This window comes from Streptomyces sp. NPDC093089 (genome assembly GCF_044754405.1).
Lineage (GTDB): Bacteria > Actinomycetota > Actinomycetes > Streptomycetales > Streptomycetaceae > Streptomyces.
The window spans coordinates 431,757-454,555 of sequence record NZ_JBIVPA010000001.1; the positions used below are offsets into that span (position 1 = coordinate 431,757).

The 22,799-nt window shown below is 70.9% G+C and carries 22 protein-coding genes and 1 tRNA gene; 9 read left to right on the top strand and 14 right to left on the bottom strand.

Features of this window, described 5'->3' with window-relative positions:
* Positions 1-3: 3 nt before the first annotated feature.
* On the bottom strand, positions 4-1,476 hold the full coding sequence (locus ACIQFX_RS02065) for a DUF2252 domain-containing protein (RefSeq protein WP_402457908.1): 1,473 nt from the start codon (positions 1,474-1,476) through the stop codon (positions 4-6).
* A 116-nt stretch (positions 1,477-1,592) separates the two neighbouring features.
* Entirely contained in the window at positions 1,593-2,690 is a 1,098-nt protein-coding gene (locus ACIQFX_RS02070; RefSeq protein WP_402457911.1) for a hypothetical protein, read from the bottom strand.
* A 102-nt stretch (positions 2,691-2,792) separates the two neighbouring features.
* Between ACIQFX_RS02070 and ACIQFX_RS02075 the strand changes: the two genes are divergently transcribed.
* On the top strand, positions 2,793-3,263 hold the full coding sequence (locus tag ACIQFX_RS02075; protein WP_402457914.1) for a MarR family winged helix-turn-helix transcriptional regulator: 471 nt from the start codon (positions 2,793-2,795) through the stop codon (positions 3,261-3,263).
* A gap of 18 nt (positions 3,264-3,281) precedes the next feature.
* Here the strand turns inward: ACIQFX_RS02075 and ACIQFX_RS02080 are convergent, their stop codons facing one another.
* The 3 genes from ACIQFX_RS02080 to ACIQFX_RS02090 all read right to left on the bottom strand — a co-directional run bounded on the left by ACIQFX_RS02080 (position 3,282) and on the right by ACIQFX_RS02090 (position 6,159).
* Complete coding sequence (locus tag ACIQFX_RS02080) at positions 3,282-3,941, bottom strand: response regulator (RefSeq protein ID WP_402457917.1); 660 nt, start codon at positions 3,939-3,941, stop codon at positions 3,282-3,284.
* A 37-nt stretch (positions 3,942-3,978) separates the two neighbouring features.
* Positions 3,979-5,754: a sensor histidine kinase gene (locus ACIQFX_RS02085; protein WP_402458557.1), complete on the bottom strand. Its 1,776-nt coding sequence runs from the start codon at positions 5,752-5,754 to the stop codon at positions 3,979-3,981.
* Between the two features lie 318 nt (positions 5,755-6,072).
* A tRNA-Leu gene (locus ACIQFX_RS02090) sits at positions 6,073-6,159 on the bottom strand.
* A 423-nt stretch (positions 6,160-6,582) separates the two neighbouring features.
* Between ACIQFX_RS02090 and ACIQFX_RS02095 the strand changes: the two genes are divergently transcribed.
* From ACIQFX_RS02095 to pknB, 6 genes are all read left to right on the top strand, one after another.
* Positions 6,583-7,428: an FhaA domain-containing protein gene (locus ACIQFX_RS02095; protein WP_402457919.1), complete on the top strand. Its 846-nt coding sequence runs from the start codon at positions 6,583-6,585 to the stop codon at positions 7,426-7,428.
* Positions 7,429-7,438: 10 nt separating this feature from the next.
* The gene (locus ACIQFX_RS02100; protein WP_033201477.1) at positions 7,439-7,957 is read left to right on the top strand and encodes an FHA domain-containing protein; all 519 of its coding nucleotides are present in this window, start codon (positions 7,439-7,441) and stop codon (positions 7,955-7,957) included.
* Between the two features lie 179 nt (positions 7,958-8,136).
* Complete coding sequence (locus ACIQFX_RS02105) at positions 8,137-9,633, top strand: Stp1/IreP family PP2C-type Ser/Thr phosphatase (protein ID WP_402457923.1); 1,497 nt, start codon at positions 8,137-8,139, stop codon at positions 9,631-9,633.
* 26 nt (positions 9,634-9,659) lie between these two features.
* A complete protein-coding gene (locus ACIQFX_RS02110; RefSeq protein WP_402457926.1) occupies positions 9,660-11,099 on the top strand; it encodes an FtsW/RodA/SpoVE family cell cycle protein in 1,440 nt (479 codons plus the stop codon).
* Positions 11,096-12,562 (top strand): peptidoglycan D,D-transpeptidase FtsI family protein, encoded by a 1,467-nt coding sequence (locus tag ACIQFX_RS02115; RefSeq protein WP_402457929.1) that lies wholly within the window; start codon positions 11,096-11,098, stop codon positions 12,560-12,562. Before ACIQFX_RS02110 ends, ACIQFX_RS02115 begins: the two co-directional genes overlap by 4 nt.
* A 155-nt stretch (positions 12,563-12,717) precedes the next feature.
* Positions 12,718-14,730 (top strand): Stk1 family PASTA domain-containing Ser/Thr kinase, encoded by a 2,013-nt coding sequence (pknB, locus tag ACIQFX_RS02120; protein WP_402457932.1) that lies wholly within the window; start codon positions 12,718-12,720, stop codon positions 14,728-14,730.
* Between the two features lie 129 nt (positions 14,731-14,859).
* Here the strand turns inward: pknB and ACIQFX_RS02125 are convergent, their stop codons facing one another.
* The 6 genes from ACIQFX_RS02125 to ACIQFX_RS02150 form a co-directional block, all read right to left on the bottom strand.
* On the bottom strand, positions 14,860-15,537 hold the full coding sequence (locus ACIQFX_RS02125) for a class E sortase (protein WP_402457935.1): 678 nt from the start codon (positions 15,535-15,537) through the stop codon (positions 14,860-14,862).
* Positions 15,538-15,574: 37 nt separating this feature from the next.
* On the bottom strand, positions 15,575-16,873 hold the full coding sequence (locus ACIQFX_RS02130) for a class E sortase (RefSeq protein WP_402457938.1): 1,299 nt from the start codon (positions 16,871-16,873) through the stop codon (positions 15,575-15,577).
* Positions 16,870-17,508: an aminodeoxychorismate/anthranilate synthase component II gene (locus tag ACIQFX_RS02135; RefSeq protein WP_402457940.1), complete on the bottom strand. Its 639-nt coding sequence runs from the start codon at positions 17,506-17,508 to the stop codon at positions 16,870-16,872. Before ACIQFX_RS02135 ends, ACIQFX_RS02130 begins: the two co-directional genes overlap by 4 nt.
* Entirely contained in the window at positions 17,505-17,666 is a 162-nt protein-coding gene (locus tag ACIQFX_RS02140) for a hypothetical protein (RefSeq protein ID WP_017240377.1), read from the bottom strand. Before ACIQFX_RS02140 ends, ACIQFX_RS02135 begins: the two co-directional genes overlap by 4 nt.
* 64 nt (positions 17,667-17,730) lie before the next feature.
* Positions 17,731-18,423: a class E sortase gene (locus tag ACIQFX_RS02145; RefSeq protein WP_402457943.1), complete on the bottom strand. Its 693-nt coding sequence runs from the start codon at positions 18,421-18,423 to the stop codon at positions 17,731-17,733.
* A gap of 23 nt (positions 18,424-18,446) precedes the next feature.
* Positions 18,447-19,214: a DUF881 domain-containing protein gene (locus tag ACIQFX_RS02150; protein ID WP_402457946.1), complete on the bottom strand. Its 768-nt coding sequence runs from the start codon at positions 19,212-19,214 to the stop codon at positions 18,447-18,449.
* A gap of 140 nt (positions 19,215-19,354) precedes the next feature.
* Here ACIQFX_RS02150 and crgA point away from each other — a divergent pair, with 140 nt between their 5' ends.
* A complete protein-coding gene (gene crgA / locus ACIQFX_RS02155) occupies positions 19,355-19,609 on the top strand; it encodes a cell division protein CrgA (protein ID WP_376601051.1) in 255 nt (84 codons plus the stop codon).
* Positions 19,610-19,903: 294 nt separating this feature from the next.
* Here the strand turns inward: crgA and ACIQFX_RS02160 are convergent, their stop codons facing one another.
* Both ACIQFX_RS02160 and ACIQFX_RS02165 read right to left on the bottom strand, forming a co-directional pair.
* On the bottom strand, positions 19,904-20,794 hold the full coding sequence (locus ACIQFX_RS02160; protein WP_402457949.1) for a rhomboid family intramembrane serine protease: 891 nt from the start codon (positions 20,792-20,794) through the stop codon (positions 19,904-19,906).
* Between the two features lie 22 nt (positions 20,795-20,816).
* Positions 20,817-21,344 carry a peptidylprolyl isomerase gene (locus ACIQFX_RS02165; RefSeq protein ID WP_402457952.1) on the bottom strand — a complete coding sequence of 176 codons (528 nt, stop codon included), beginning with the start codon at positions 21,342-21,344 and terminating at the stop codon, positions 20,817-20,819.
* Positions 21,345-21,539: 195 nt separating this feature from the next.
* On the opposite strand from ACIQFX_RS02165, the gene ACIQFX_RS02170 reads away from it, so the two are divergent.
* Positions 21,540-22,268, top strand: coding sequence for a DUF5324 family protein (locus ACIQFX_RS02170; RefSeq protein ID WP_402457954.1), 729 nt, complete (start codon positions 21,540-21,542; stop codon positions 22,266-22,268).
* Between the two features lie 144 nt (positions 22,269-22,412).
* Here ACIQFX_RS02170 and ACIQFX_RS02175 read toward each other — a convergent pair whose 3' ends face one another.
* Positions 22,413-22,790: a DUF6344 domain-containing protein gene (locus ACIQFX_RS02175; protein WP_402457957.1), complete on the bottom strand. Its 378-nt coding sequence runs from the start codon at positions 22,788-22,790 to the stop codon at positions 22,413-22,415.
* Between the last annotated feature and the right edge of the window lie 9 nt (positions 22,791-22,799).

Here is a 22,799-nt window from a genome sequence, read left to right on the forward strand (position 1 = left end):
TCCTCAGGCGCCCGGCTCCGCCACGATGCGACCGGTGCGGATCGCGGTGAGGAGATCGGCGTGATCGGCCTCGGTGCGGTCCGCGTATCCGACCGCGAAGGACGCGACGGCGTCGTCCAGCTCCTCGTTCTTCCCGCAGTAGCCGGCTATCAGGCGCGGGTCGGCACTGTGGGCGTGGGCCCGGGCGAGCAGGGCGCCGGTCATCCATCCGTAGTCGTCGACCTGGGCGGGAGTGAGGGCCGCGGGGTCGACGCTGCCCTTGCGGTTGCGGAACTGGCGCACCTGGAAGGGGCGCCCGTCGACGGTGGTCCAGCCGAGCAGGATGTCGCTCACGACCTGCATGCGCTTCTGTCCGAGGACCACCCGCCGTCCCTCGTGGCCGGGGTCGGGCGCGGTGAAGCCGGCGGCGGGCAGGTGGGGGAGCAGCGCCGACGGCCTGGCCTCCTTGACCTGGAGCACCAGCGGCTCGCCCCGGTGGTCGAGGAGCAGCACGACGTAGGAGCGGGTGCCGACGCTGCCGGTGCCGACGACCCGGAAGGCGACGTCGTGGACGGCGTACCGCGCGAGGAGCGGCAGCCGGTCCTCGGACACGGTCTCCAGGTACGCGCCGAGGGAGAGGGCGACCTCGGCCGCCTCGGCGTCGGGGATCCGGCGCAGCACGGGGGGCGCGTCGACGAACCGGCGGCCGCCGCCCTCCTCGTCGGTGACGGCCTCGGTCGACCGGGCGGCGAAGCGGGCGCTGGTGTTGTTGCGGGCCTTGGCGGAGACCCGCTCCAGGGTGCCGACGAGGTCGATGGCGTCGGTGTGGGAGACGAGCTCCTCGTCGGCGATGGCGTTCCAGGCGTCGTGTGCGGGGAGCCGGGCGAGCAGGCGCATGGTGCGCCGGTAGGCGCCGACGGTGTCGAAGGCGGCGGCCCGGCACGTCTCCTCGCTCGCGCCGACCTCGCGTCCGGCGAGGACGAGGGAGGTGGCGAGCCGCTTGAGGTCCCATTCCCAGGGGCCGACGACGGTCTCGTCGAAGTCGTTGAGGTCCATGACGAGCCGGCCGCGAGCGTCGCCGTAGAGGCCGAAGTTGGCCGCGTGGGCGTCGCCGCATATCTGGGCGGCCATGCCGGTGACGGGTGTGACGGCGAGGTCCTGGGCCATGAGTCCGGCGGAGCCGCGGAGGAAGGCGAAGGGGCTCGCCGCCATCCTGCCCACGCGCAGCGGCGCGAGCTCGGGGACGCGGCCCCGGTTCGACTCCTCGACGGCGCGGACGGCGTCGGGGCGGTCGGCGGCGAGGGCGGGCCGGTCGTGCGAGGAGCGCGGGACCGTCTCGCGCAGTCGCCTGCCCAGCTCCTTGGGGGAGGCCCCGCCGCTCGCGTCCGCGCCGACGGCGGCGCGGCGCGCGAATCCCGGCACGTGCGGGACGCGCGAGCCCGCGGGCCCTCCGTCCGTACCGCGCTGTTCCGGTACGACGACCCTGTTCTCGTCCATGGGACGCCCTCCCCCGATGCGATGGTCCAACATCATCCGGCCCTGACCGTACAGCCGTCCCCGATCGGCCGTCTCCCCCTGTGGACAAGGCCCTGTGGACAACGTGCGGGCGGTGCTCAGACCGCGACCGCCTCCGCCATCTCCTCCTCGGTCTCCTGCGCCGTCTCCCCCTCGGTCTCCGTCTCCGTCTCCGTCGCCTCCTCGGTCCCGGCCGGGCTCGCCGCGGCGTGCGGGCCGTTCGCGGGCTTCCGGCGGGCTTCCGCGAGGCCGGCAGCGACGACGAGGGCGATGCCGGCCAGCAGCCAGAGGGAGAGGGTGAGGAGGTGTCCGCCGACCGCGTGCCCGTCGAAGTGGACGTGGCCGCGGACGCCTTCGACGAAGCCGGCGCCGTTCCAGAAGGCGTGCAGTGCGCCGAAGAAGCCGGGCTGGAGTTCGGGCCGGTAGATGCCGCCGGAGCTCGTGAAGTTGAGCATGACGAAGAGGACCATGACGCCGAGGGTGGTCCAGCGGCGCAGGAAGGTGTGCAGGCCGACGCCGACGAGCAGGATGCCCGCCGCGTACAGCCAGGACATCGCCCACACCCCGCCGAGTCCGCGGTCGACGAGGTGGAAGACGGGTCCGGCGAAGAGGGTGCCGACGAGGCTGACGACGAGGGACGTCCCGGCGGCGAGGAGGGCCCTGATCCGCATGGGCAGGACGGCGCCGGCTCCGCCGATGACGGCGACCGAGGCGTACGCGCCGATGCTGAGGGCGACGAGCAGGAAGAAGACGCCCTGTCCCGTGGGGTCGCCGGAGGCGACGGGGGCGACGTCGGTGACCTTCAGCGGGGCGTCCTGGCCGGCCGCGACCTTGGTGAACACCTTCTCGACGGCCATGGCGGTGGTGTCGGAGGAGGCCGAGGCGACGAGCAGCTCGGGCTTCTCGCCGGGTATGTAGGCGCCGAAGCTGTCCTGTGTGCGCAGGGCGGTGACGGCGGTCGCCCGGTCGGCGACGGTGCGGACGTCGAGGGCGCCCGCGCCCTTGTCCTGGAGGGTCTGCGCGAGGACCTGGGTGGTGGGGCCCGAGCCGACGACGTCGACACGCAGATCGTGGGGTGCGGGGGCGTGGAAGGCGCCGAGGTAGGCGAGGCCCATGCCGACGCACATCAGCAGGGGGGTGAGCAGATGTCCGAGGACATGCCGCAACGCACCGGTGGTGTTCGGTCCTGCGGACACGAGACCTCCATGGTTGGCTTTTACAACTACACAACCGTTGTACTATACAACTGAAGGGGGAGGGCGGGCGAAAGCGCCCGTCCACGGCAGAGGGAGCGCATCATGACCGGCGGCGAAACACAGCCACCACGCGAGGAGTCGGTGGACGTCATCCAGCGCGAACTGACGGCCTTCGCACGCCGGGCCCGCGCCGCGGCGGCCCGGGTCCATCCCGAGCTCCCGCTCGTCTCGTACACGCTCCTCGCCCACATCGAGGAGCAGCGCGGCTGCCGGGCCACCGACCTAGCGGCCCACTACCTGCTGGACAAGTCGACGGTCAGCCGGCAGGTCGCCGGCCTGGAGAAGCTCGGCCTGGTCGAGCGCCGCCCGGCCCCCGAGGACCACCGCGTCCACGTCCTGCACCCCACCGAGGCGGGCTCCAGGATCCTCGACTCGGCCCGGACCAGCCGCCGCGCCGCCTACCAGGAGCGCCTCAAGGACTGGTCGGCCGACGACCTCGCCCACTTCGCCGCGTACCTGCTCCGCTACAACGCCGCGGGCACCGGCGGCCTCCCCGACGGCTCCCCGGGCTGAGGCGTCCCCGCGGGACGCCTACAGTCCGGCGTCCCGCGCCAGCAGCGCCGCCTGGACGCGGTTCTCGCAGTCCAGCTTGGCGAGGATCCGGCTCACGTACGTCTTCACCGTGGCCTCGCTCATGTGCAGCCGCTTGCCCGCGTCCGCGTTGGACAGCCCCTCGCCGAGCAGCGCCAGCACATCGCGCTCCTTCTCGCTCAGCGCCGCGACCCGCCCCCGCGCCTGCTCGGCGCGGACGGCCTCCCGGCCCGTGGCGAGCCGCTCCACGACGTGCCGGGTCGCCGCGGGCGACAGGTAGGCGTCCCCCGCCGCGGCCGCCCGCACCGCCCCGATCAGCTCGGCCGGCGCCGTGTCCTTGAGCAGGAAACCGGCACCCCCGTGCTCCAGCGCCCGCAGCACGTTCTCCCGCTCCCCGAAGGTCGTCAGGACGATCACCCGGGCCGCCGGCGCCGCCCGACGGAGCTCCGGCAGCGCCGAGAGGCCGTCGAGCACCGGCATCTGGATGTCGAGCAGCACCACGTCGGCGGCGTGCGCCCGCGCCGCCTCGACCGCCTCCCGGCCGTTGGCGGCCTCCGCGACGACCTCGATCTCCGGGTCCGAGATGAGGATCATCCGGATCCCGGCCCTGATCAGAGGCTCGTCGTCGGCGATCACGACCCTGATCGGCTGCCCTGCCACAGCTACTCCCCCACCACTCCGGTACGGGCGATCAGCGCTACCGCTGCGTGACCTCGTACGACTTCTTCTCGATCAGCTTGCCGTCCTTGAAGCAGAACCGGAAAACGGGCTCCTTTTCGAAGCTCTCGCCGACCGCCGAGGACATCAGCACGAGGCACGACGCGCCCTCCGGCCGCGCGGGCCCGTCCTTGTTCAGACCCACCGTGGCTATCGAGTCGCCCGACGGCAGCTGATCCCTGACCTCCTTCTCGGGCATCCCGACCTCCACCGCGTCGTACTGCTCGGGATCCATCATCCCGTCCTGCACGGAGCCCATCAGGAAGTAGAGGCCGAAGCCCGCCGCGACCACCAGCAGGACGAGCGCGGCGAGCGCTATCCCGCAGCCCAGCGCGATCGCACCGCCCGTGCTGCTGCTCTTTCCCCCGCGTACCGCCATCGCCAACTCCCGCTCCGTGACAGTCCAGTCGACCGGTCCGACCGCGACCGGACGACCATCCCCCGCGAGCGGCCTCGTGGTCTGCTGCCGGAAGTCGTCGGCCTCGTCGACCAAAGGCGCTGCCTCCGCGACCGGCGCCGCCCCGTACGGCAGCATCCCGGCCACCCGGAACCCACCGCCGTCGGCCGGACCCGCGTGGCACATGCCGCCGACCAGGCGGGCCCGCTCGGCGAGCCCGGTCAGCCCCTGGCCGCCGCTCACCACGTCCGCGGCGGGACCCTCCGACGGCTCCTCGTTGAGGATCTCCACGACGAACGTGTCCGGCTCGTAGCGCAGTTCGACGCCGATCGACGCCCCCGGCGCATGCTTGTAGGCGTTGGTGAGGGCCTCCTGCACGATCCGGTACGCGGCGTGGTCGGCGGCGGGCGCCAAGGACCGCTCCTCCCCGATCCGGCGCAGCCCGACCGCGGTGCCGGCCGCCCGCGCCGCCTCCACGAGCCCTTCGATGCCAGCGATGCCCCGCGCCGCCCTGCCCGTCTCGTCCCCGACCCGGGCGGGCGCCGCCGGACCGCTCGGGGCCTCGATGCCGTCGCGGAGTATCCCGACGACCTCCCGCAGTTCGTGCATCGCGGTCACCGACGCGTTCCGCAGGACGCCGACCACCTCGCGCTGCCGCTCGCCGAGCTCCCGGTCGACCTCCAGGGCGCCCGTGTGCACGGCGATCAGGGCCAGTTGGTGCCCGAGGCTGTCGTGCATGTCCTGGGCGATCCGCTGCCGCTCCCACAGCCGGGCCTGCCAGGCCACCATGGTCCGCTCGCGCAGCAGTTGGGCGTTGCGCTCCTGAAGCGCGTGCAGCAGGGTCCGCCGCTGGGTCCAGTAGCGGTGGGCGAGGCCGGGGGCCAGCGTGGTGCCCAGGTAGTAGAGGGTCGCGATGAAGGCGACGATGAGCATCCGCTGCCGGTCCCCGGACTCCAGGAGCGTCCCCCCGACGTTCAGGACGAAGGCGGCGATGTACGCCGTCAGCGCGTGCCCGGCACCCACGATGTACCGGCCGGACGACCAGCCGACCACCAGCAGCAGCGGCCCCAGACCGGGCACGAAGGGCGTGAGTCCGGCGGCCACGACCAGCGTGCTCGCGGGGAGTCTGCGCCGCACCAGCGACAGTACGGCGGAACCGGCGGCGACCGCGGCCAGCCGCCATCCCTCGCCGCCCAGGAGCTCCTCGGTACCGGCGGCAAGCAGCGCCACGACCACGGCGAGCGCCACCTCACCGGTGGTCCTGCGCCCCGACCACTGCCCGGGCACCAGGAACCAGGCCCACCCGTCGGCGACCCGGGCCCCGATCGTGCCCGCGCCCCGACTCCCCGACTTCGCCATCTCGTCCACGCTCGCACCCTAGGCATCGAGCCCCGGCCCCGGCTCCACTCTTTCGTCGCCCCTGCCGACGACCAAAGTCTCACCCTCGCACCCGGCCCCGCGGCCCCGCGGCCCCGCGGTCTCCGGCCCTCGGCCCTCGGCCCTCGGCCCTCGGGAGCACCGGACCACCGAACCACCGGACCGCCGGACCACCGGGCCACCGGGCCACCGGACCACCGGAAGCGGCGTACGTCACACCTCGCGGCCCGGAGGACCTGCGGACCTGCGTATACAAAGCGAGACGGTCGGCATCGTGTTCACGATGCCGACCGTCTCGACTGGTGCGCGAGGGGGGAGTTGAACCCCCACGCCCTTTCGGGCACTGGAACCTGAATCCAGCGCGTCTGCCTATTCCGCCACCCGCGCATTGGGTGTGCTCCGGGCCCTCTCGCTTTTCAGCGGGACTGCCTGGCGACATCTGAAGATTAGCACGTCGGAGACCGTGGATTCACATCCGTTGTTTCGGCTCCACTCGCGCAGAACAAGGTGAGGTGCGTGGAGGGAGGGGAAGCCGGGGAAGGAGAGGGAGCGGAAGGCAGGGGAGAAGGGTGGAGGAGGAGGGACGAAGGGGATGGACAGCACCGTCGTCCCGCACGGACCTCGGGACCGCGCCCCGGTAACGCCGCCGGGTGCGGGACACTGTCCACAGGCCGCCTCTACGATCCTTGGGGGAAGCCTGTGAGAGGTGACACTCGTCCACAGGGCAGAGAAGGGGAACCAGCCGATTTCCCGACGCGTGGATACGATCAGTAAGCAGTACCAGGACGACAACGACGGAGGAGGTGCCCCATGGGAGTCCTGAAGCGATTCGAGCAGCGCCTCGAAGGTCTGGTCAACGGCACCTTCGCCAAGGTCTTCAAGTCCGAGGTCCAGCCCGTCGAGATCGCCGGCGCGCTCCAGCGCGAGTGCGACAACAACGCGACGATCTGGAACCGCGAGCGGACCGTCGTCCCCAACGACTTCATCGTGGAGCTGAGCACGCCGGACTTCGAGCGTCTCAGCCCCTACTCGGGCCAGCTCGGCGACGAGCTCGCCGGCCTGGTCAGGGACTACGCCAAGCAGCAGCGGTACACCTTCATGGGCCCGATCAAGGTCCACCTGGAGAAGGCCGAGGACCTCGACACCGGCCTGTACCGCGTCCGGAGCCGCACGCTGGCGTCGAGTACGTCACAGCAGCAGCCCCCGGCGGGACAGCAGCAGGGCCAGGGACGCGGCGGTTACGGGTACCCCCCGGCCGGCGCCCCGCCCATGCCCGCCTCCCCGCCGCCCGGCGCTCCCGGCCACCGGCCGACCGCGCCCGGCGGCCGCCCCCAGGGCGGTCCCGTCGCCGTGCCCGGCACCGGTGCGGGCGCCGGGACGCGCCGCTGGATCGAGATCAACGGCAACCGCCACCAGATCTCCCGCCCGACCCTGGTCCTCGGCCGCAGCACCGACGCGGACGTGAGGATCGACGATCCCGGCGTCTCCCGCCGGCACTGCGAGATCCGGACCGGAACGCCCTCGACGATCCAGGATCTCGGATCCACCAACGGCATCGTGGTGGACGGGCAGCACACCACCCGCGCTACGCTCCGCGACGGCTCGCGGATCGTCGTGGGCAGCACCACCATCGTTTACCGGCAAGCCGAAGGGTGAAGCGGGGGCAATGTCAGAGCTGACCCTGACGGTCATGCGGTTGGGTTTCCTGGCCGTTCTGTGGCTGTTCGTCATCGTGGCCGTCCAGGTCATCCGCAGCGACCTCTTCGGTACGCGGGTCACCCAGCGCGGTTCGCGGCGCCAGGAGGCGCGGCCGCAGCAGGCCGCGCGCCAGGCCGCCGCTCCTCCGCAGCAGCGCGGCCAGCAGAGCGCTGGCGGCCGCCAGCGCCGAGGCGCCCCGACCAAGCTGGTCGTCTCCGAGGGCACCCTCACCGGCACGACCGTCGCCCTCCAGGGCCAGACGATCACGCTGGGCCGGGCGCACGACTCGACGATCGTGCTGGACGACGACTACGCCTCCAGCCGTCACGCCCGGATCTACCCGGACCGCGACGGCCAGTGGATCGTCGAGGACCTCGGGTCCACGAACGGCACCTACCTCGACCGGACCCGACTCACCACCGCCACGCCGATTCCGCTGGGCGCGCCGATCCGCATCGGCAAGACCGTCATCGAGCTTCGGAAGTAGTGCTACATCATGGATAGGCACGAGCGGAGCGAGCGAGCCGGGACGGTCCCCGCCAAAGGCCGTGCCGCGCTCCCGACCGGAGCGACTGAAGCGACCGGCGTGACCGGAGCGACCGGAGGGTGGGCAGTGTGGGTCGAGACCGGCTGTACCCCGATGCAGCGGCGACAGGGCAGGTGCGCATGACTCTGTCCCTGCGATTCGCCGCGGGCTCGCACAAGGGCATGATCCGCGAGGGCAACGAGGACTCGGGCTACGCCGGTCCCCGGCTGCTCGCCATCGCCGACGGCATGGGCGGCCAGGCCGCCGGCGAGGTCGCCTCCTCCGAGGTGATCTCCACCCTGGTCACCCTCGACGACGACGTCCCCGGCTCCGACATCCTCACCTCGCTCGGTACGGCCGTGCAGCGCGCCAACGACCAGCTCCGGATGATGGTCGAGGAGGACCCGCAGCTGGAGGGCATGGGCACCACGCTCACCGCCCTGCTGTGGACGGGCCAGCGGCTCGGCCTCGTGCACGTCGGAGACTCGCGCGCCTACCTGCTCCGCGACGGCGTCCTGACCCAGATCACCCAGGACCACACCTGGGTCCAGCGCCTCGTCGACGAGGGCCGGATCACCGAGGAAGAGGCCACCACCCACCCGCAGCGCTCGCTCCTCATGCGCGCGCTCGGCAGCGGCGACCACGTCGAACCCGACCTCTCCATCCGCGAGGTCCGGGCCGGCGACCGCTACCTGATCTGCTCCGACGGCCTGTCCGGCGTGGTCTCGCACCAGACCCTCGAGGACACCCTCGCGAGCTACCAGGGCCCCCAGGAGACCGTGCAGGAGCTGATCCAGCTCGCACTGCGCGGCGGCGGCCCCGACAACATCACGGTGATCGTCGCCGACGTCCTCGACGTCGACGGCGGCGACACCCTCGCCGGTCACCTCAGCGACACCCCGGTCATCGTGGGCGCGGTCGCCGAGAACCAGGCCGTCCAGCTGAACGACGGCGGCGCGATGCAGACCCCGGCCGGCCGCGCCTCCGGCCTCGGCCGCACCGCACCCCACCAGCAGCCGCCCGCCGGCGGCTTCGGCCCGCCCGGCAGCGGGGACGACCACGGGTACGGCGGCATGCCGCCGCAGGGCTCCTTCGACGCGTACACGGACGACGACTTCCAGAAGCCGCGCACCGGCCGCAAGTGGCTCAAGCGCTCCTTCTTCCTCCTCCTGATCCTCGCCGTCGTCGGCGGCGGGGCCTACGGCGGCTGGCGCTGGACGCAGACGCAGTACTTCGTCGGCGCCAAGGACCAGCACGTCGCGCTGTACCAGGGCATCAGCCAGGACCTGGCGTGGATCTCGCTCTCGAAGGTCGAGAAGGACCACCCCGAGATCGAACTCAAGTACCTGCCCGCCTACCAGCAGAAGCAGGTCGAGGACACGATCGCGGGCGGCAGCCTCGCCAAGGCCCAGACGAAGATCGCCGAGCTCTCCGTGCAGGCCACGGCCTGCAAGAAGACCGAGCAGCGCCGTGAGGCCGCGGAGAAGGCCGCCGCCGACCGCGCGGCCAAGCCGCCGACCCAGAAGCCCGGCGAGCCCGCCGCCCCCGACTCCAAGCCCACCACAGCCGCTCCCTCCCCGGGTCCCACCCTCACCGCCGAGGAGCAGAAGCTGGCCTCGAACTGCGGCAAGCAGTAAGCACCCGTAGGGGGCCTTTCACCACCATGAGCGTTGTCACCAACACGACCACCATCGGCGCCATCGAGGCGCCGAGCCGCCGCAACACCGAACTGGCGCTGCTCGGCTTCGCCGTCATCATCCCGGTGTTCGCGTACCTCAACGTGGGCTTGGCCATGGACGGCAAGGTCCCGGCCGGCATGCTGGGATACGGACTCGGCCTGGGGCTGCTCGCCGCCGTCGCCCACCTCGTGGTGCGCAAGTGGGCCCCGTACGCGGACCCGCTGCTGCTGCCCCTGGCGACCCTGCTCAACGGCATGGGCCTGGTGCTGATCTGGCGACTCGACCAGTCGCCTCGGCTGATCGCCACGTCGATGAACCGCTTCGGCAGCTTCAGCCCCGACGCGCCCAGTCAGATGATGTACTCGGCAATCGGCATCGCCATGTTCGTGGGCGTGCTGCTGCTCCTGAAGGACCACCGCGTCCTGCAGCGCTACACGTACATCTCCATGGTGGTCTCGCTCATCCTGCTGCTGCTCCCACTCGTCCCGGGCCTCGGCGCGGATGTCTTCGGCGCCAAGATCTGGATCCGTATCGGCGGCTTCTCGATCCAGCCCGGTGAGTTCGCCAAGCTGGTCCTGGCGGTGTTCTTCTCCGGCTACCTGATGGTGAAGCGGGACGCGCTGGCCCTGGCCAGCCGCCGCTTCATGGGGCTCTACCTGCCGCGCGGCCGCGACCTCGGCCCGATCCTCACGATCTGGGCGGTCAGCCTCCTCATCCTGGTCTTCGAGAACGACCTCGGTACGTCGATGCTGTTCTTCGGCATGTTCGTGATCATGCTGTACGTGGCGACGGAGCGGACCAGCTGGATCGTCATGGGTCTGCTGATGGCAGTCGCCGGTGCGGCGGTCGTCGGCTCCACGGCCAGCCACGTGAAGTCCCGTGTGGCGGCCTGGCTCGACCCCTTCGGCTGTCTGGAGACGGCCACCGACCAGAACATGCTGAACGCCTGTGACCAGATGACGCAGGTGCTGATGTCCTTCGGCTCCGGCGGCATCCTCGGCACCGGTCTCGGCCAGGGCAACTCCGACCTGATCCAGTTCGCCGCCAACTCCGACTTCATCTTCGCCACCGTCGGCGAGGAGCTCGGACTGGCCGGCGTCATGGTCTTCCTGCTCCTCTACGGACTGATCGTCGAGCGCGGCATCCGCACCTCCCTCGCCGCCCGCGACCCCTTCGGCAAGCTGCTCGCGATGGGTCTCTCCGGCGCGTTCGCGCTCCAGATCTTCGTCGTCGCCGGCGGTGTGATGGGGCTCATCCCGCTCACCGGTATGACGATGCCGTTCCTCGCGTACGGCGGATCCTCGGTGATCGCCAACTGGGCTCTGATCGGCATCCTGATCCGGATCAGCGACACCGCGCGCCGCCCGGCGCCCGCGCCCGCCCCGTCCCCCGACGCCGAGATGACCCAGGTGGTCCGTCCGTGAACAAGCCGCTTCGCCGGGTCGCGATCTTCTGCGGCCTGCTCATCTTCGCCCTGCTCGTGCGCGACAACTGGCTCCAGTTCGTCCGTGCTGACGAGTTGAACGCCCACCCGAAGAACACGCGCGTCCGGATCGAGCGCTACGCCAACGAGCGCGGCAACATCATCGCCGACGGCAAGCCGATCACCGGCTCGGTCGACTCCGGCGACGAGTACTTCAAGTTCAAGCGCACCTACACCGACGGCCCCATGTGGGCCCCCGTCACCGGTTACGCCTCGCAGGCCTACGACGCCAACCAGATCGAGAAGATCGAGGACGGCATCCTCACCGGCAACGACGACCGGCTGTTCTTCGACCGGACGCTCGCGATGTTCACCGGTGAGAAGAAGAAGGGCGGCGACGTCGTCACCACCCTGAGCGGCGCGGCGCAGAAGGCCGCGTTCGAGGGCCTCGGGAGCAAGACCGGTGCCGTCGTGGCGATCGAGCCGAAGACCGGCAAGATCCTGGCGATGGCGTCGACGCCCTCGTACGACCCCTCCTCGTTCGCCGGCTACTCCCGCAAGGACGAGAAGGCCTGGGTCGCGCTCGAGAAGGACAAGAACAAGCCGAAGCTGAACCGCGCGATCCGTGAGATCTACCCGCCCGGTTCCGTCTTCAAGGTCGTGACCGCCGCCGCGGCGCTGGAGAACGGCAAGGTCACCGACATCAACGCGCCGACCGACACCCCCGACGGCTGGAAGATCCCCCTCTCCACCAAGGAGATGGTCAACCACGCCCAGGGCTGCGCGAAGGCCAGCCTCAACCGGGCGCTGGAGATCTCCTGCAACTCGGTGTTCGCGAAGCTCGGCGACGACGTCGGCCGCGAGAAGATGGTCGAGATGGCCGAGAAGTTCGGCTTCAACGCCGAGCAGTTCACCCCGGTTCGCTCCGCCGCCTCCGTCTACGACAAGAAGGCCGACCGCGGCGGCAACGCACTCTCCTCGATCGGCCAGTTCAACACGGCGACCACCCCGCTCCAGATGGCGATGGTCACGGCCGCGATCGCGAACGACGGCAAGCTGATGAAGCCGTACATGATCGACGAGCTGCGTGCTCCGAACCTCGATCTGATCAAGAAGAACGAGCCGGAGGAGATGAGCCAGCCGGTCTCTCCGAAGAACGCGCAGCTGCTCCAGGAGATGATGGAGCAGGTCGTCTCCACCGGCACCGGCGGCAAGGCCGACCTGAACATGGACGGCGTGAAGGTCGGCGGCAAGACGGGTACGGCCCAGCACGGCGAGAAGAACGCCAAGCGTCCGTACGCGTGGTTCATCTCGTACGCGAAGACCTCCGAGGGCTCTCCCGTCGCGGTCGCCGTGATCGTCGAGGACTCGGCGGGCACCGACCGCGAGGACATCAGCGGTGGCGGTCTGGCGGCCCCGATCGCGAAGGCCGTCATGAAGGCGGTCGTGAAGAGCCGGGGCTGATCTCCGGACCCGGTACGCGTCAGGTACCGGTCGGGTATCAGCTGGCGGCCCCGGGCGGAACACATTCCCGGGGCCGGTACCGTATCCGCGAACAGCACACACCGCCGGACCACCCATGGGTGCGGTCGGGACAGACGGAGAGGGCTGGATTAGCTATGGAAGAGCCGCGTCGCCTCGGCGGCCGGTACGAGCTGGGCTCGGTGCTCGGCCGTGGTGGCATGGCCGAGGTGTACCTCGCCCAGGACACCCGGCTCGGCCGCACCGTCGCCGTGAAGACGCTGCGGGTCGACCTGGCCCGCGACCCGTCCTTCCAAGCCCGGTTCCGCCGTGAGGCACAGTCCGCCGCCTCGCTGAACCACCCGGCGATCGTCGCCGTGTACGACACCGGCGAGGACTACGTCGACGGGGTCTCCATCCCGTACATCGTGATGGAGTACGTCGACGGGTCGACCCTGCGTGAGCTGTTGCACTCCGGGCGCAAGCTGCTGCCCGAGCGCACCCTCGAGATGACGGTCGGCATCCTCCAGGCGCTGGAGTACTCGCACCGCGCCGGCATCGTGCACCGCGACATCAAGCCGGCGAACGTCATGCTGACGCGCACCGGCCAGGTCAAGGTCATGGACTTCGGCATCGCGCGCGCCATGGGCGACGCGGGCATGACCATGACGCAGACCGCCGCGGTGATCGGCACGGCCCAGTACCTCTCCCCCGAGCAGGCCAAGGGCGAGCAGGTCGACGCCCGCTCCGACCTGTACTCCACCGGCTGCCTGCTGTACGAGCTCCTCACGGTCCGGCCCCCCTTCATCGGTGACTCCCCGGTCGCGGTCGCGTACCAGCACGTCCGCGAGGAGCCGCAGCCGCCGAGCAACTTCGACGGTGAGATCACGCCCGAGATGGACGCCATCGTCCTGAAGGCGCTGGTCAAGGACCCCGACTACCGCTACCAGTCCGCCGACGAGATGCGCGCGGACATCGAGGCCTGCCTCGACGGCCAGCCGGTCGCCGCGGCCGCCGCGATGGGCATGGGGATGGGCATGGCGGGCGCGCCCGCGTACGGCGGGGGCTACGGCGGCTATCCGCCGGAGGACCAGCCGACCACGGCCCTGCGCCAGGCCGACCCGGCCGGCCAGACGTCGATGATGCCGCCGATCAACGCGGACGACAACGGCGGCGGCTACGGCTACGACGACCGCCCGGACCGCCGTCGCGGTGGCCAGAAGAAGTCGAACACCTCGACGATCCTGCTGGTCCTCGCGGGCGTCCTGGTGCTCGTCGGCGCGATCTTCATCGGCGTCTCGCTCTTCGACAAGCAGGAGGGCACGCAGCAGGTCACCGTGCCCCAGCTGGTCGGCCAGGACATGAAGTCGGCGACGACGCTCGTGGGCAATGCCCAGGTGAAGGTCCAGCAGGCCGGCACCGAGCGCTGCGACCAGCCCAAGGGCCTGATCTGCCGGCAGAACCCGGTCGCGGACAACGTGGCCAAGATGGACGTCGGCGGCACGGTCCAGGTGTACGTCTCCGAGGGTGCACCCCTCGTGGAGGTCCCGGACGTCGTCGAGCAGTCCGCGGAGCGCGCCCGGGAGAGCCTGGAGAGCAAGGGCTTCAAGGTCAAGGTCGAGCAGCAGGAGTCGGACGAGGACCCGGGCACGGTCCTCAGCCAGAACCCGCAGAGCAACACCAAGGCGGAGAAGAACTCCGAGGTGACGATCACCGTCGCGAAGCAGAACCAGGTCACGGTTCCGCCGGTCGTCGGCAACCAGCTCGCCCAGGCCGAGCAGCAGCTCAAGGACCTCAAGTTCGTCGTGGTCACCGAGTACATCGACTCCGACCAGCCCAAGGACCAGGTCCTCTCCCAGACCCCCGACGGCAACGGCAAGGCCGCCGAGGGCTCCGAGGTCAAGCTGCGCGTCTCCAAGGGCCCGCAGCAGACCCAGGTCCAGATCCCCGCGGGTCTGACCGGCAAGAAGTTCAAGGAGGTCAGGGACCAGCTCCAGGGCCTGGGCCTGACGGTCATCCAGCAGAACTCCGACAAGGAGGACGCCATCGTCCTCGGCACCACCCCGCCGGAGGGGTCGATGGTGAACACCACCGACCCGGTCACCGTCATCACGGTGGGCGGCGGCGACGGCCGCAACGGGGACGGCCGGGACGGCGGCTTCTTCGGCTGACGGCCGGGCGCCCCGCGGGTCGTCCCGCGCACGAGAACGGGAGAGCCCCGGCATCCAGGACGGATGCCGGGGCTCTCCCGTCGGCGCGTCGGGCGCGTTCTCCGCGCCCGCCCGCCCGCTCGACTCGGCTCAGCTCAGCTCCGCCGGCGGGGTGCGGTCGCGGTCGACCTTCTCCGCACGCTCCAGCTCGCCCCAGACGATGTAGCGGTAGTCCGAGGTGTACATGGGGGTGCAGGTGGTCAGCGTGATGTAGCGGCCGGGCTTGGTCCTGCCCGACTCCTCGGGGACGGGCTGGAGGACGTCGACGTTGTACTTCGTCGTCTCGGGCAGGGTCTTGTAGACCTTGTAGACGTACCAGGTGTCCTTGGTCTCGAAGACGATCGGGTCCCCGGCCTTGAGCTTGTGGATGTTGTGGAACTTGGCGCCGTGGCCGTCCCGGTGCGCGGCCAGCGTGAAGTTGCCCTGCTTGTCCTGCGGGAGCGCGGACTTGATCGGGTCGGTGTAGTAGCCGGCGACGCCGTGGTTGAGGACGTCGGTGCCGGTGCCCCGCTTCACCAGGACCTCGCCGTTGTCCATGGCGGGGACGTGGAGGAAGCCGATGCCGTCCTTGGTGTCGAGCGCGCCGGGACCCTGGTCGGCCCACTGGTCGCGGACCTGGGCGCCGTCCTTGTCGGCGGCGCGGTCGGCGAGGACGTTGGTCCACCACAGCGAGTAGACGACGAACAGTCCGAGCACCAGGCCCGCTGTGATGAGGAGTTCGCCGAAGGCGCTGATGAGCCCGGCGATCCGGTTGCGCGCGCGTGCCACTAGGTCGTCCCGTCGTCCCGTCCGGAGGTGTGGGGTCTCAGCCTACGAGCGCTTCCGGCTTTCCCTTGCTGCGCGGGCGTTCCTCGACCAGCTTGCCCCACACGATCATGCGGTACGTGCTGGTGAACTCGGGCGTGCAGGTGGTCAGCGTGATGTAGCGGCCGGGCTCGGTGAAGCCCGAGCCCTTCGGGACCGGTTCGATGACCGAGATGTTCGACGGCGAGGTCTGCGGCAGGATGCTCGCCATCTCGTACGTGTAGTACGCGTCCCGGGTCTCGACGACGATCGGGTCGCCGGGGTTCAGGCGGTTGATGTAGCGGAACGGTTCACCGTGCGTGTTGCGGTGGCCGGCGACGGCGAAGTTGCCCTGCTCGTCGCCGGGCATGGCCGTCTTGAGCTTGCCCTCGCCGTAGTGGCCGACCATGCCCTTGTCGAGGACCTTGGCCTTGTCGATGCCCTCGGCGATGGGGGCGACGACGTCCAGCTTGGGGATGTACATGATGGCGAAGCCCTCGCCGGCCTCGAACGCCCCGGGCTTGTCGTCGTCCTTCTTCTTGTCGGCGTCGCCCTTGGCCCAGGTGTCCTCGATCTGCGCCTTGGCCCGGTCGGTCTCCTGGCCGGCGAGGACGTTCGTCCACCACAGCTGGTAGGTGACGAAGAGGAGCATGACGACGCCGAGGGTGATGAAGAGCTCGCCGACGACCCGGCTGGCGACGACGCCGACGCTTTCCTTGGCGGCGCGGGCGGCGCGGCGGGCCTCGACGCGGGAGAGCGGCCGGGCCTCGGCGGGTGCCTCCGCGGCGGCGGGGGCGGCGCCCCGGCTCCTGCCGCGACCGCCCTTGGCGGCGGCACGGCGCCGCTCGGCCCGCCCGGGCCCGGGAAGGGGCTCCACGGCCCGTAGGGGCATCGTCTCGTCGCGCCGGGCCCGCGGGGGCTCCGCGGGCTCCTCCGCCGCGTACGGCTCGTCCACGGGCGCGCGCGGGGCCTCGTAGCCGGCCTCCGCCTCGTACCCGTCCCCGTAACCGGCCCGCGGCTCGCGCGGGGCTTCGTGCGGGACCTCGTGAGCGGGCTCGTACGGGGTCGCCGGCTGGGGTGCGTACGGAGTCACCGGCTCGGGCGCGTACGCCTGCTCGTAGGCCGAAGGCTGCGACTCGTAGGCCGACGGCTGCGGATGCGCCTCGTAGGCCGACGGCTGCGGCTGCGGCTCGTAGGCCGAAGGGTGGGGCTGGGGCTGGGGCTCGTACGGGGCGGGCTGTCCGTACCCGTACGGGTCAGCTGGTATCGGCTCGGGTTCCGGCGCGTCCGACGCGCGGAACCACGGCGAGCCCGTCGTCACGCGACGGCCTTGCCCACCACCGGCGCGAGCCCTGCCGACCGGCCGACCGCCCCCTTGTCGCCGCACTGCTCCAGCCAGTTGGCGAGCATCAGGTGACCGTGCTCGGTGAGGACCGACTCGGGGTGGAACTGGACGCCTTCGACGGGGAGTTCGCGGTGGCGCAGGCCCATGATGATGCCGTCCTCGGTCCGCGCGGTGACCTCGAGCTCGGCCGGCAGCGCGGCGGGCTCGGCGGCCAGCGAGTGGTAGCGGGTCGCGGTGAACGGCGACGGCAGGCCGGTGAAGACGCCCAGGCCCTCGTGCGTGACGAGCGAGGTCTTGCCGTGCAGCAGCTCGGGGGCCCGGTCGACGACACCTCCGTACGCCACGGCCATCGACTGCATGCCGAGGCAGACGCCGAAGACGGGCACACCGGTGGCGGCGCAGTGCCTGACCATGTCGATGCAGACCCCGGCCTGCTCCGGGGCGCCCGGGCCCGGCGAGAGCAGGACGCCGTCGAAGCCGTCCTGGGCGTGGCTCAGCTCGACCTCGTCGTTGCGGAGGACCTCGCACTCGGCGCCGAGCTGGTAGAGGTACTGAACGAGGTTGAAGACGAAGCTGTCGTAGTTGTCGACGACGAGAATTCGCGCGCTCACTGGCCGTCCACCGTCACATCGTTGAACGGAAGCAGCGGCTCCGCCCAGGGGAACACGTACTGGAAGAGGACGTAGACGACCGCGAGGACCAGCACGATCGAGAGCAGCGCACGTACCCACGCGTTGCCCGGCAGATGCCGCCAGATCCAGCCGTACATGACGTCGACCGCCCCTTCCGTTCGTTACGGGGACCAGAGTACGGGTCGCCGGGGCCGTCCAGGGTCAGCTGTCCAAAGCCTGTGGACGACCGTCGGTCACCGGCTGGGTGGCGTCGAGGTGCGCCCAGACGACCAGCCGGTGGCTGCTGCCCCACTCGGGGTCGCAGGTGGTGAGGGTGAGGTAGCGGCCGGGCCCGTCGAAGCCGGACTTCGCGGGGACGGGGTCGACGACGGCCACGTCGCCGGGCACGGTCCGGTAGGGGCCTCGGTCGATCCGGTACGTGAACCAGGTCGTCCCGTCGGTGAGGACGACCGCGTCGCCGGCGCGCAGCCGCGGGAAGTCCTTGAAGGGATCGCCGTAGGTGCGGCGGTGGCCGGCGACCGCGAAGTTGCCGGTCGCGCCGAGTCGCCCGGCGGCCGCGTAGTGCCCGAGGCCCTTCTTGAGGACGGCGGTCCCGGTGCCTTCGAGGACGGGCCACTTCCAGTCCGCGCCGAGCCGGGGGACGTACATGACGGCGATGCCCTTGCCGGGGACGTACGGCGGCGCCACGCGCGCGGGTGCGGGGGCGGCCGGGGCGGCGCCGACCGGGACCGGGAGGGGAGCGGCCGCCCATTCCCGCTGGAGGGTGTCGATCTGGGCGGCGCCGGCGATGCCGGCCTGGACGCCGGTCCAGTACAGGACGTACGCGACGAAGAGGACGATGAGGGTGCCGACGGTCAGGCACAGCTCGCTGAAGGTCCTCACGACGAGACGCAAGCGGCCCTCCCGCTCTCCCGCTGTCAGCTCACCGGCTGCGCGTAGTGGAGGTCCACTGTGCCCGAGTAGCCGGGAAGAGTCACCGCCCTGTGCTCGTCGACTTTCCAGCCGAGCCCGTACGCCTTCACGTACAGCTGGTAGTTCTGGATCGCCGGGGACTCCGCGAGCGCCTTCGTCAGCTTCCCGCGGTCGCCGACGGCGGTGACCTTGTACGGGGGCGAGTAGACGCGGCCCTGGAGGATCAGGGTGTTGCCGACGCAGCGCACCGCGCTGGTGGAGATGAGCCGCTGGTCCATGACGCGGATGCCCCTGGCGCCGCCCTGCCACAGGGCGTTGACGACGGCCTGGAGGTCCTGCTGGTGGATGACCAGGTCGTTCGCCTGCGGCTCGGGGTAGCCGGGGGCGGCCTGGGCGTTGGGCGGGGCGTCGTTGAGGGTGACGGTGAGACCGGAGCCGGAGACCGGGGTGGTCCCCGCGGCCGCTTCGAGGGCGCGGAGTCTCGCGTCCTCCGCGCGGGTGGATCCGTCGTCGCGTGCGGCGAGGGCGTCGACCTCGGAGCGGAGGGCGGCGGTGGAGTCGTCGAGGCCGGCGTTCTTGTGGCTGCGTTCCTCGATCAGGTCGGACAGCCTGAGCAGGGAGGCGTCCGTGCGGATGTTGGTGCCCTTGGCGGTGTTGAAGCTGGTGACGAAGATCAGTCCGGCCAGGGCGAAAACGGCAAGGGTCAGCACCCGGACGGGGCGCCACCTCGAGGTGCGACCCGGCCTTTCGGGAGTGTCGGCGGAATTGCTCAACGTACCCTGATCCCCTTCGGTGCCGCGGAACCACTACGCTAACGGACGCCCGGGGGACGCAGTCGTCCTCCTTCGTCACATCCCGGCGCCAGCCACAGTTCCCTGCGCGGTCACGCAGCGCATCGACAGGAGAGTTCCTCGTGCCGAAGTCACGGATCCGCAAGAAGGCCGACTTCACGCCCCCGCCCGCCAAGCAGGCGACCAACATCAAGCTGACGAACCGCAGCTGGGTGGCGCCTGTGATGTTGGCGCTGTTCGCCATCGGACTGGTGTGGATCGTGGTCTTCTACGTCACCGACGGCTCCCTGCCGATCGAGTCGATCCGGAACTGGAACATCGTGGTGGGCTTCGGCTTCATCGCGGCCGGCTTCGGCGTCTCCACGCAGTGGAAGTAGCGGCGATCTAGCGGCCGTACCGGCTGCTCGTCAAGCTCTCCCCTGAACTTATCCACAGCGTTGTGCACAGCACTGGATAACTTACGAAGATCTGTGGATAACTCACACGAGGTTGACGCCGGTATGACCGGAATCACCCCCTGTGTAATGCGCCGCGCCCCTCGCCTCTCTGGAGAAACGCCAGGTCAGAGCCGAGGGGCGCAGTCTTTCCCCATGACGGGGGATAGATTCGCCACACACTGTGGATAACTCTGGGGAAAGCTCACGGAAGAGCTCGTCCACAGCCCTGTGCGCTCAGGTGAGCGCCGCTGAACGGGCGAGCACGATCCCCAGGTCGAGCACCAGCACCGCGCCGCAGGCCGCGTACTGCACGAGGTCCCGGCGGGCCCGGGGCGCGTGCACCATCGCGTACGTGACGAGGGCGCCGGCGACCAGGCCGCCGACGTGCGCCTCCCAGGAGATCCCCGGACGGGTGAAGGTCATCAGCAGCGACAGGGCCACGATCAGGACCACCGGCCGCATGTCGTGGCGCCGCCGGCGGGCGAGCACCACCCAGGCGCCGATCAGGCCGTAGACGACGCCGGAGGCGCCGAGCGAGGGCTGGTTGGGCTCGGCGAGCAGATAGGCCAGGACACAGCCCGAGAGCCCGGAGAGCAGGCACAGCGCCGCGAACCGGATCCGGCCGAGCTCGGGCTCGACGATCCCGCCGATCACCCACAGCCCGATCACGTTGAAGAGGATGTGCCAGACCGCCTGGTGCAGGACGGCCGCGGTCAGCAGCCGGTACCACTCGCCGTCCGCGACGCCGACGACCTCGCCGAGCACCGGGCTGTAGGCGTAGCCGATGAGCTCCAGCTCGGCGACGAGCCGGTCCCCGACCAGCAGCACCGCCAGGAAGACCGCGAGGTTGATCCCGATGAGGATCTTGGTGACGAGGCGGTCGTCCGCGTCCGCCGCCACCCGGCCGCCCGCGAGCGTCCGGGGCTGGTTGGCGTCGGCCGCGTGACCGGTCCCCGAACCGTTGCGCACACAGTCGGGGCACTGGAAGCCGACGGAGGCGGAGATCATGCACTGCGGGCAGATCGGCTTCTCGCAGCGCGTGCAGCGGATGCCGGTCTCGGTCTCCGGATGGCGGTAGCAGCGCGGCAGGCCGGCGTGCGGTGTCCCGGAAGGTCGCGGGTCCATGGGAGGTGCCGTCCCTTCCGCCTCAGCGCTTCTCGATCACCACGGACTCGACGACCACGTCCTGGAGCGGACGCTCGGTGTGCGGGTCGGTCGCGGTGGCCGCGATCGCGTCCACGACCTTCCGGCTCTCCTTGTCCACGACCTCTCCGAAGATGGTGTGCTTGCGGTTCAGCCAGGTCGCGGGGGCGACGGTGACGAAGAACTGCGAGCCGTTGGTGCCGGGGCCGGCGTTGGCCATGGCGAGCAGGTAGGGGCGGTCGAAGAAGAGCTCCGGGTGGAACTCGTCGGCGAACTCGTAGCCGGGGCCGCCGGTGCCGTTCCCCAGCGGGTCGCCGCCCTGGATCATGAAGCCCTTGATCACCCGGTGGAAGGCCGTGCCGTCGTAGAGCGGGTCCGAGGAGACCGTGCCGGTGGCGGGGTGTGTCCACTCGCGCCCGCCGGTGGCGAGCTCGACGAAGTTCCGGACCGTCTTCGGGGCGTGGAACGGCATCAGCCGCACCTCGATGTCGCCCAGGCTCGTCTTGAGGATCGCGTACTGCTGCTCGGCCACGGTCGCCTTCCGTCCACATCGGGTCGCGTCATGTCACGTCTGTCTCGCGACTCCGATCCTCGCATGCCCCGGTCGCCCGGCAGCCATGCCCCGGATGCCCGCCCCGCATGCCGGACCACGATCCGGGGGGCATGATTCCAAAAAGGATGGAAAGGTGAAAAACCGACATCGTCGCCACCGAGGAGGAGGAATCCCGTGACCCGCATGGAGAGCGTGCGCGCCGCGACAGATTCGGCGAAGGAGAGCGCCCTGCACGCCGCGGAAGTGGTGGCGCCGTACGCCGGCACGGCCAAGGACCAGGCCACGCACTACGCGCACGAGGCGCGTGCCGCGCTCGCGCCGAAGGTCTCGAAGGCCGCTCGGGTGTGCCGAACACAGGCCCGTGCGCAGTACGACTCGTATGTCGCACCGCACGTACCGCCGCGGGTCGACGCGGCCGCACAGCGTGCGGCGGTCAAGACCCGCCAGGCCGCCCGTCAGGCAGCCGACTACACCGTTCCGCGTGTCGAGCACGCGGTCGCCGCGACCGGTCCCGTCCTCGAGGAGGCCGGGGCGCGTTCCACGGCCGCCTGGGCCGCGCTGCGCGGTCAGGTGACGCCGAGGGAAATCCAGAAGATCGTGAGGAAGCACGAGCGCCGGGCCAAGGCCGGACGCCTCGCCAAGGGAGTGCTCGTCCTCGGCGTGGTGGTCGGCGGCATCGTCGCCGCCTGGATGTGGTGGGACAAGCAGGCCAATCCCGACTGGCTGGTCGAACCGCCCGCTCCCACCGAGGTGGACGAGGAGGGGGCCGTACTGACGTCCGTCGAGGACAGTGGCAGTTCTCTCGACCCCGAGGTGGAGGCCAAGGAGACCGAGGCCGCGGCCGAGGCCGAGGCGGAGGCGGAGGCGGAGGCGGAAGGCACCGAGCGCGACAAGCGCCGCTGACCGACCGGGTTCCTGTCGGGTGTTGCCGAGATCCCGCGAGGCGAGATCCTGCGAAGCCGGGTCCTGCGAGGTACCGCTGGTCCTGCCGGAGCGAGGTCGAGCGGAGTACGGGTGCGGGGAGTACGCGTGTCGTCTCCCCGCACCTCACGCCGCCGCTGCGGCGAGGGCCAGGTCCGTCAGCGCGGCCGGGTCGGCCTCGGTCACGGCCGTGGCGGACGACCGCTGGCGCGCGGAGGGGGAGGAACCGTGGGCCTCGGCCGCGATGCGCTGCTTGATGGTGGGCGGCAGCGAACGGTCGCCGACGAGCGGCCACAGGTGCGTCCGCTGTGCCGGTACGGAGGCGAGAGCCCGTTCGCCCGTGGCGGCGGGTGCGGGGGCGGCGGGGCCGGCCGGCTCCTCCGGCTGCTGCACGGCGGGCTGCTGGGCCGCGGCGGCGGTGCCCGCCAGGCCGACGGAGGCGAGCAGGGCGAAGAGGACGGAGATGAAGGCGGTCCAGAACTGCTTGACCTTGGCGGTGGCCATGGCCCCTCA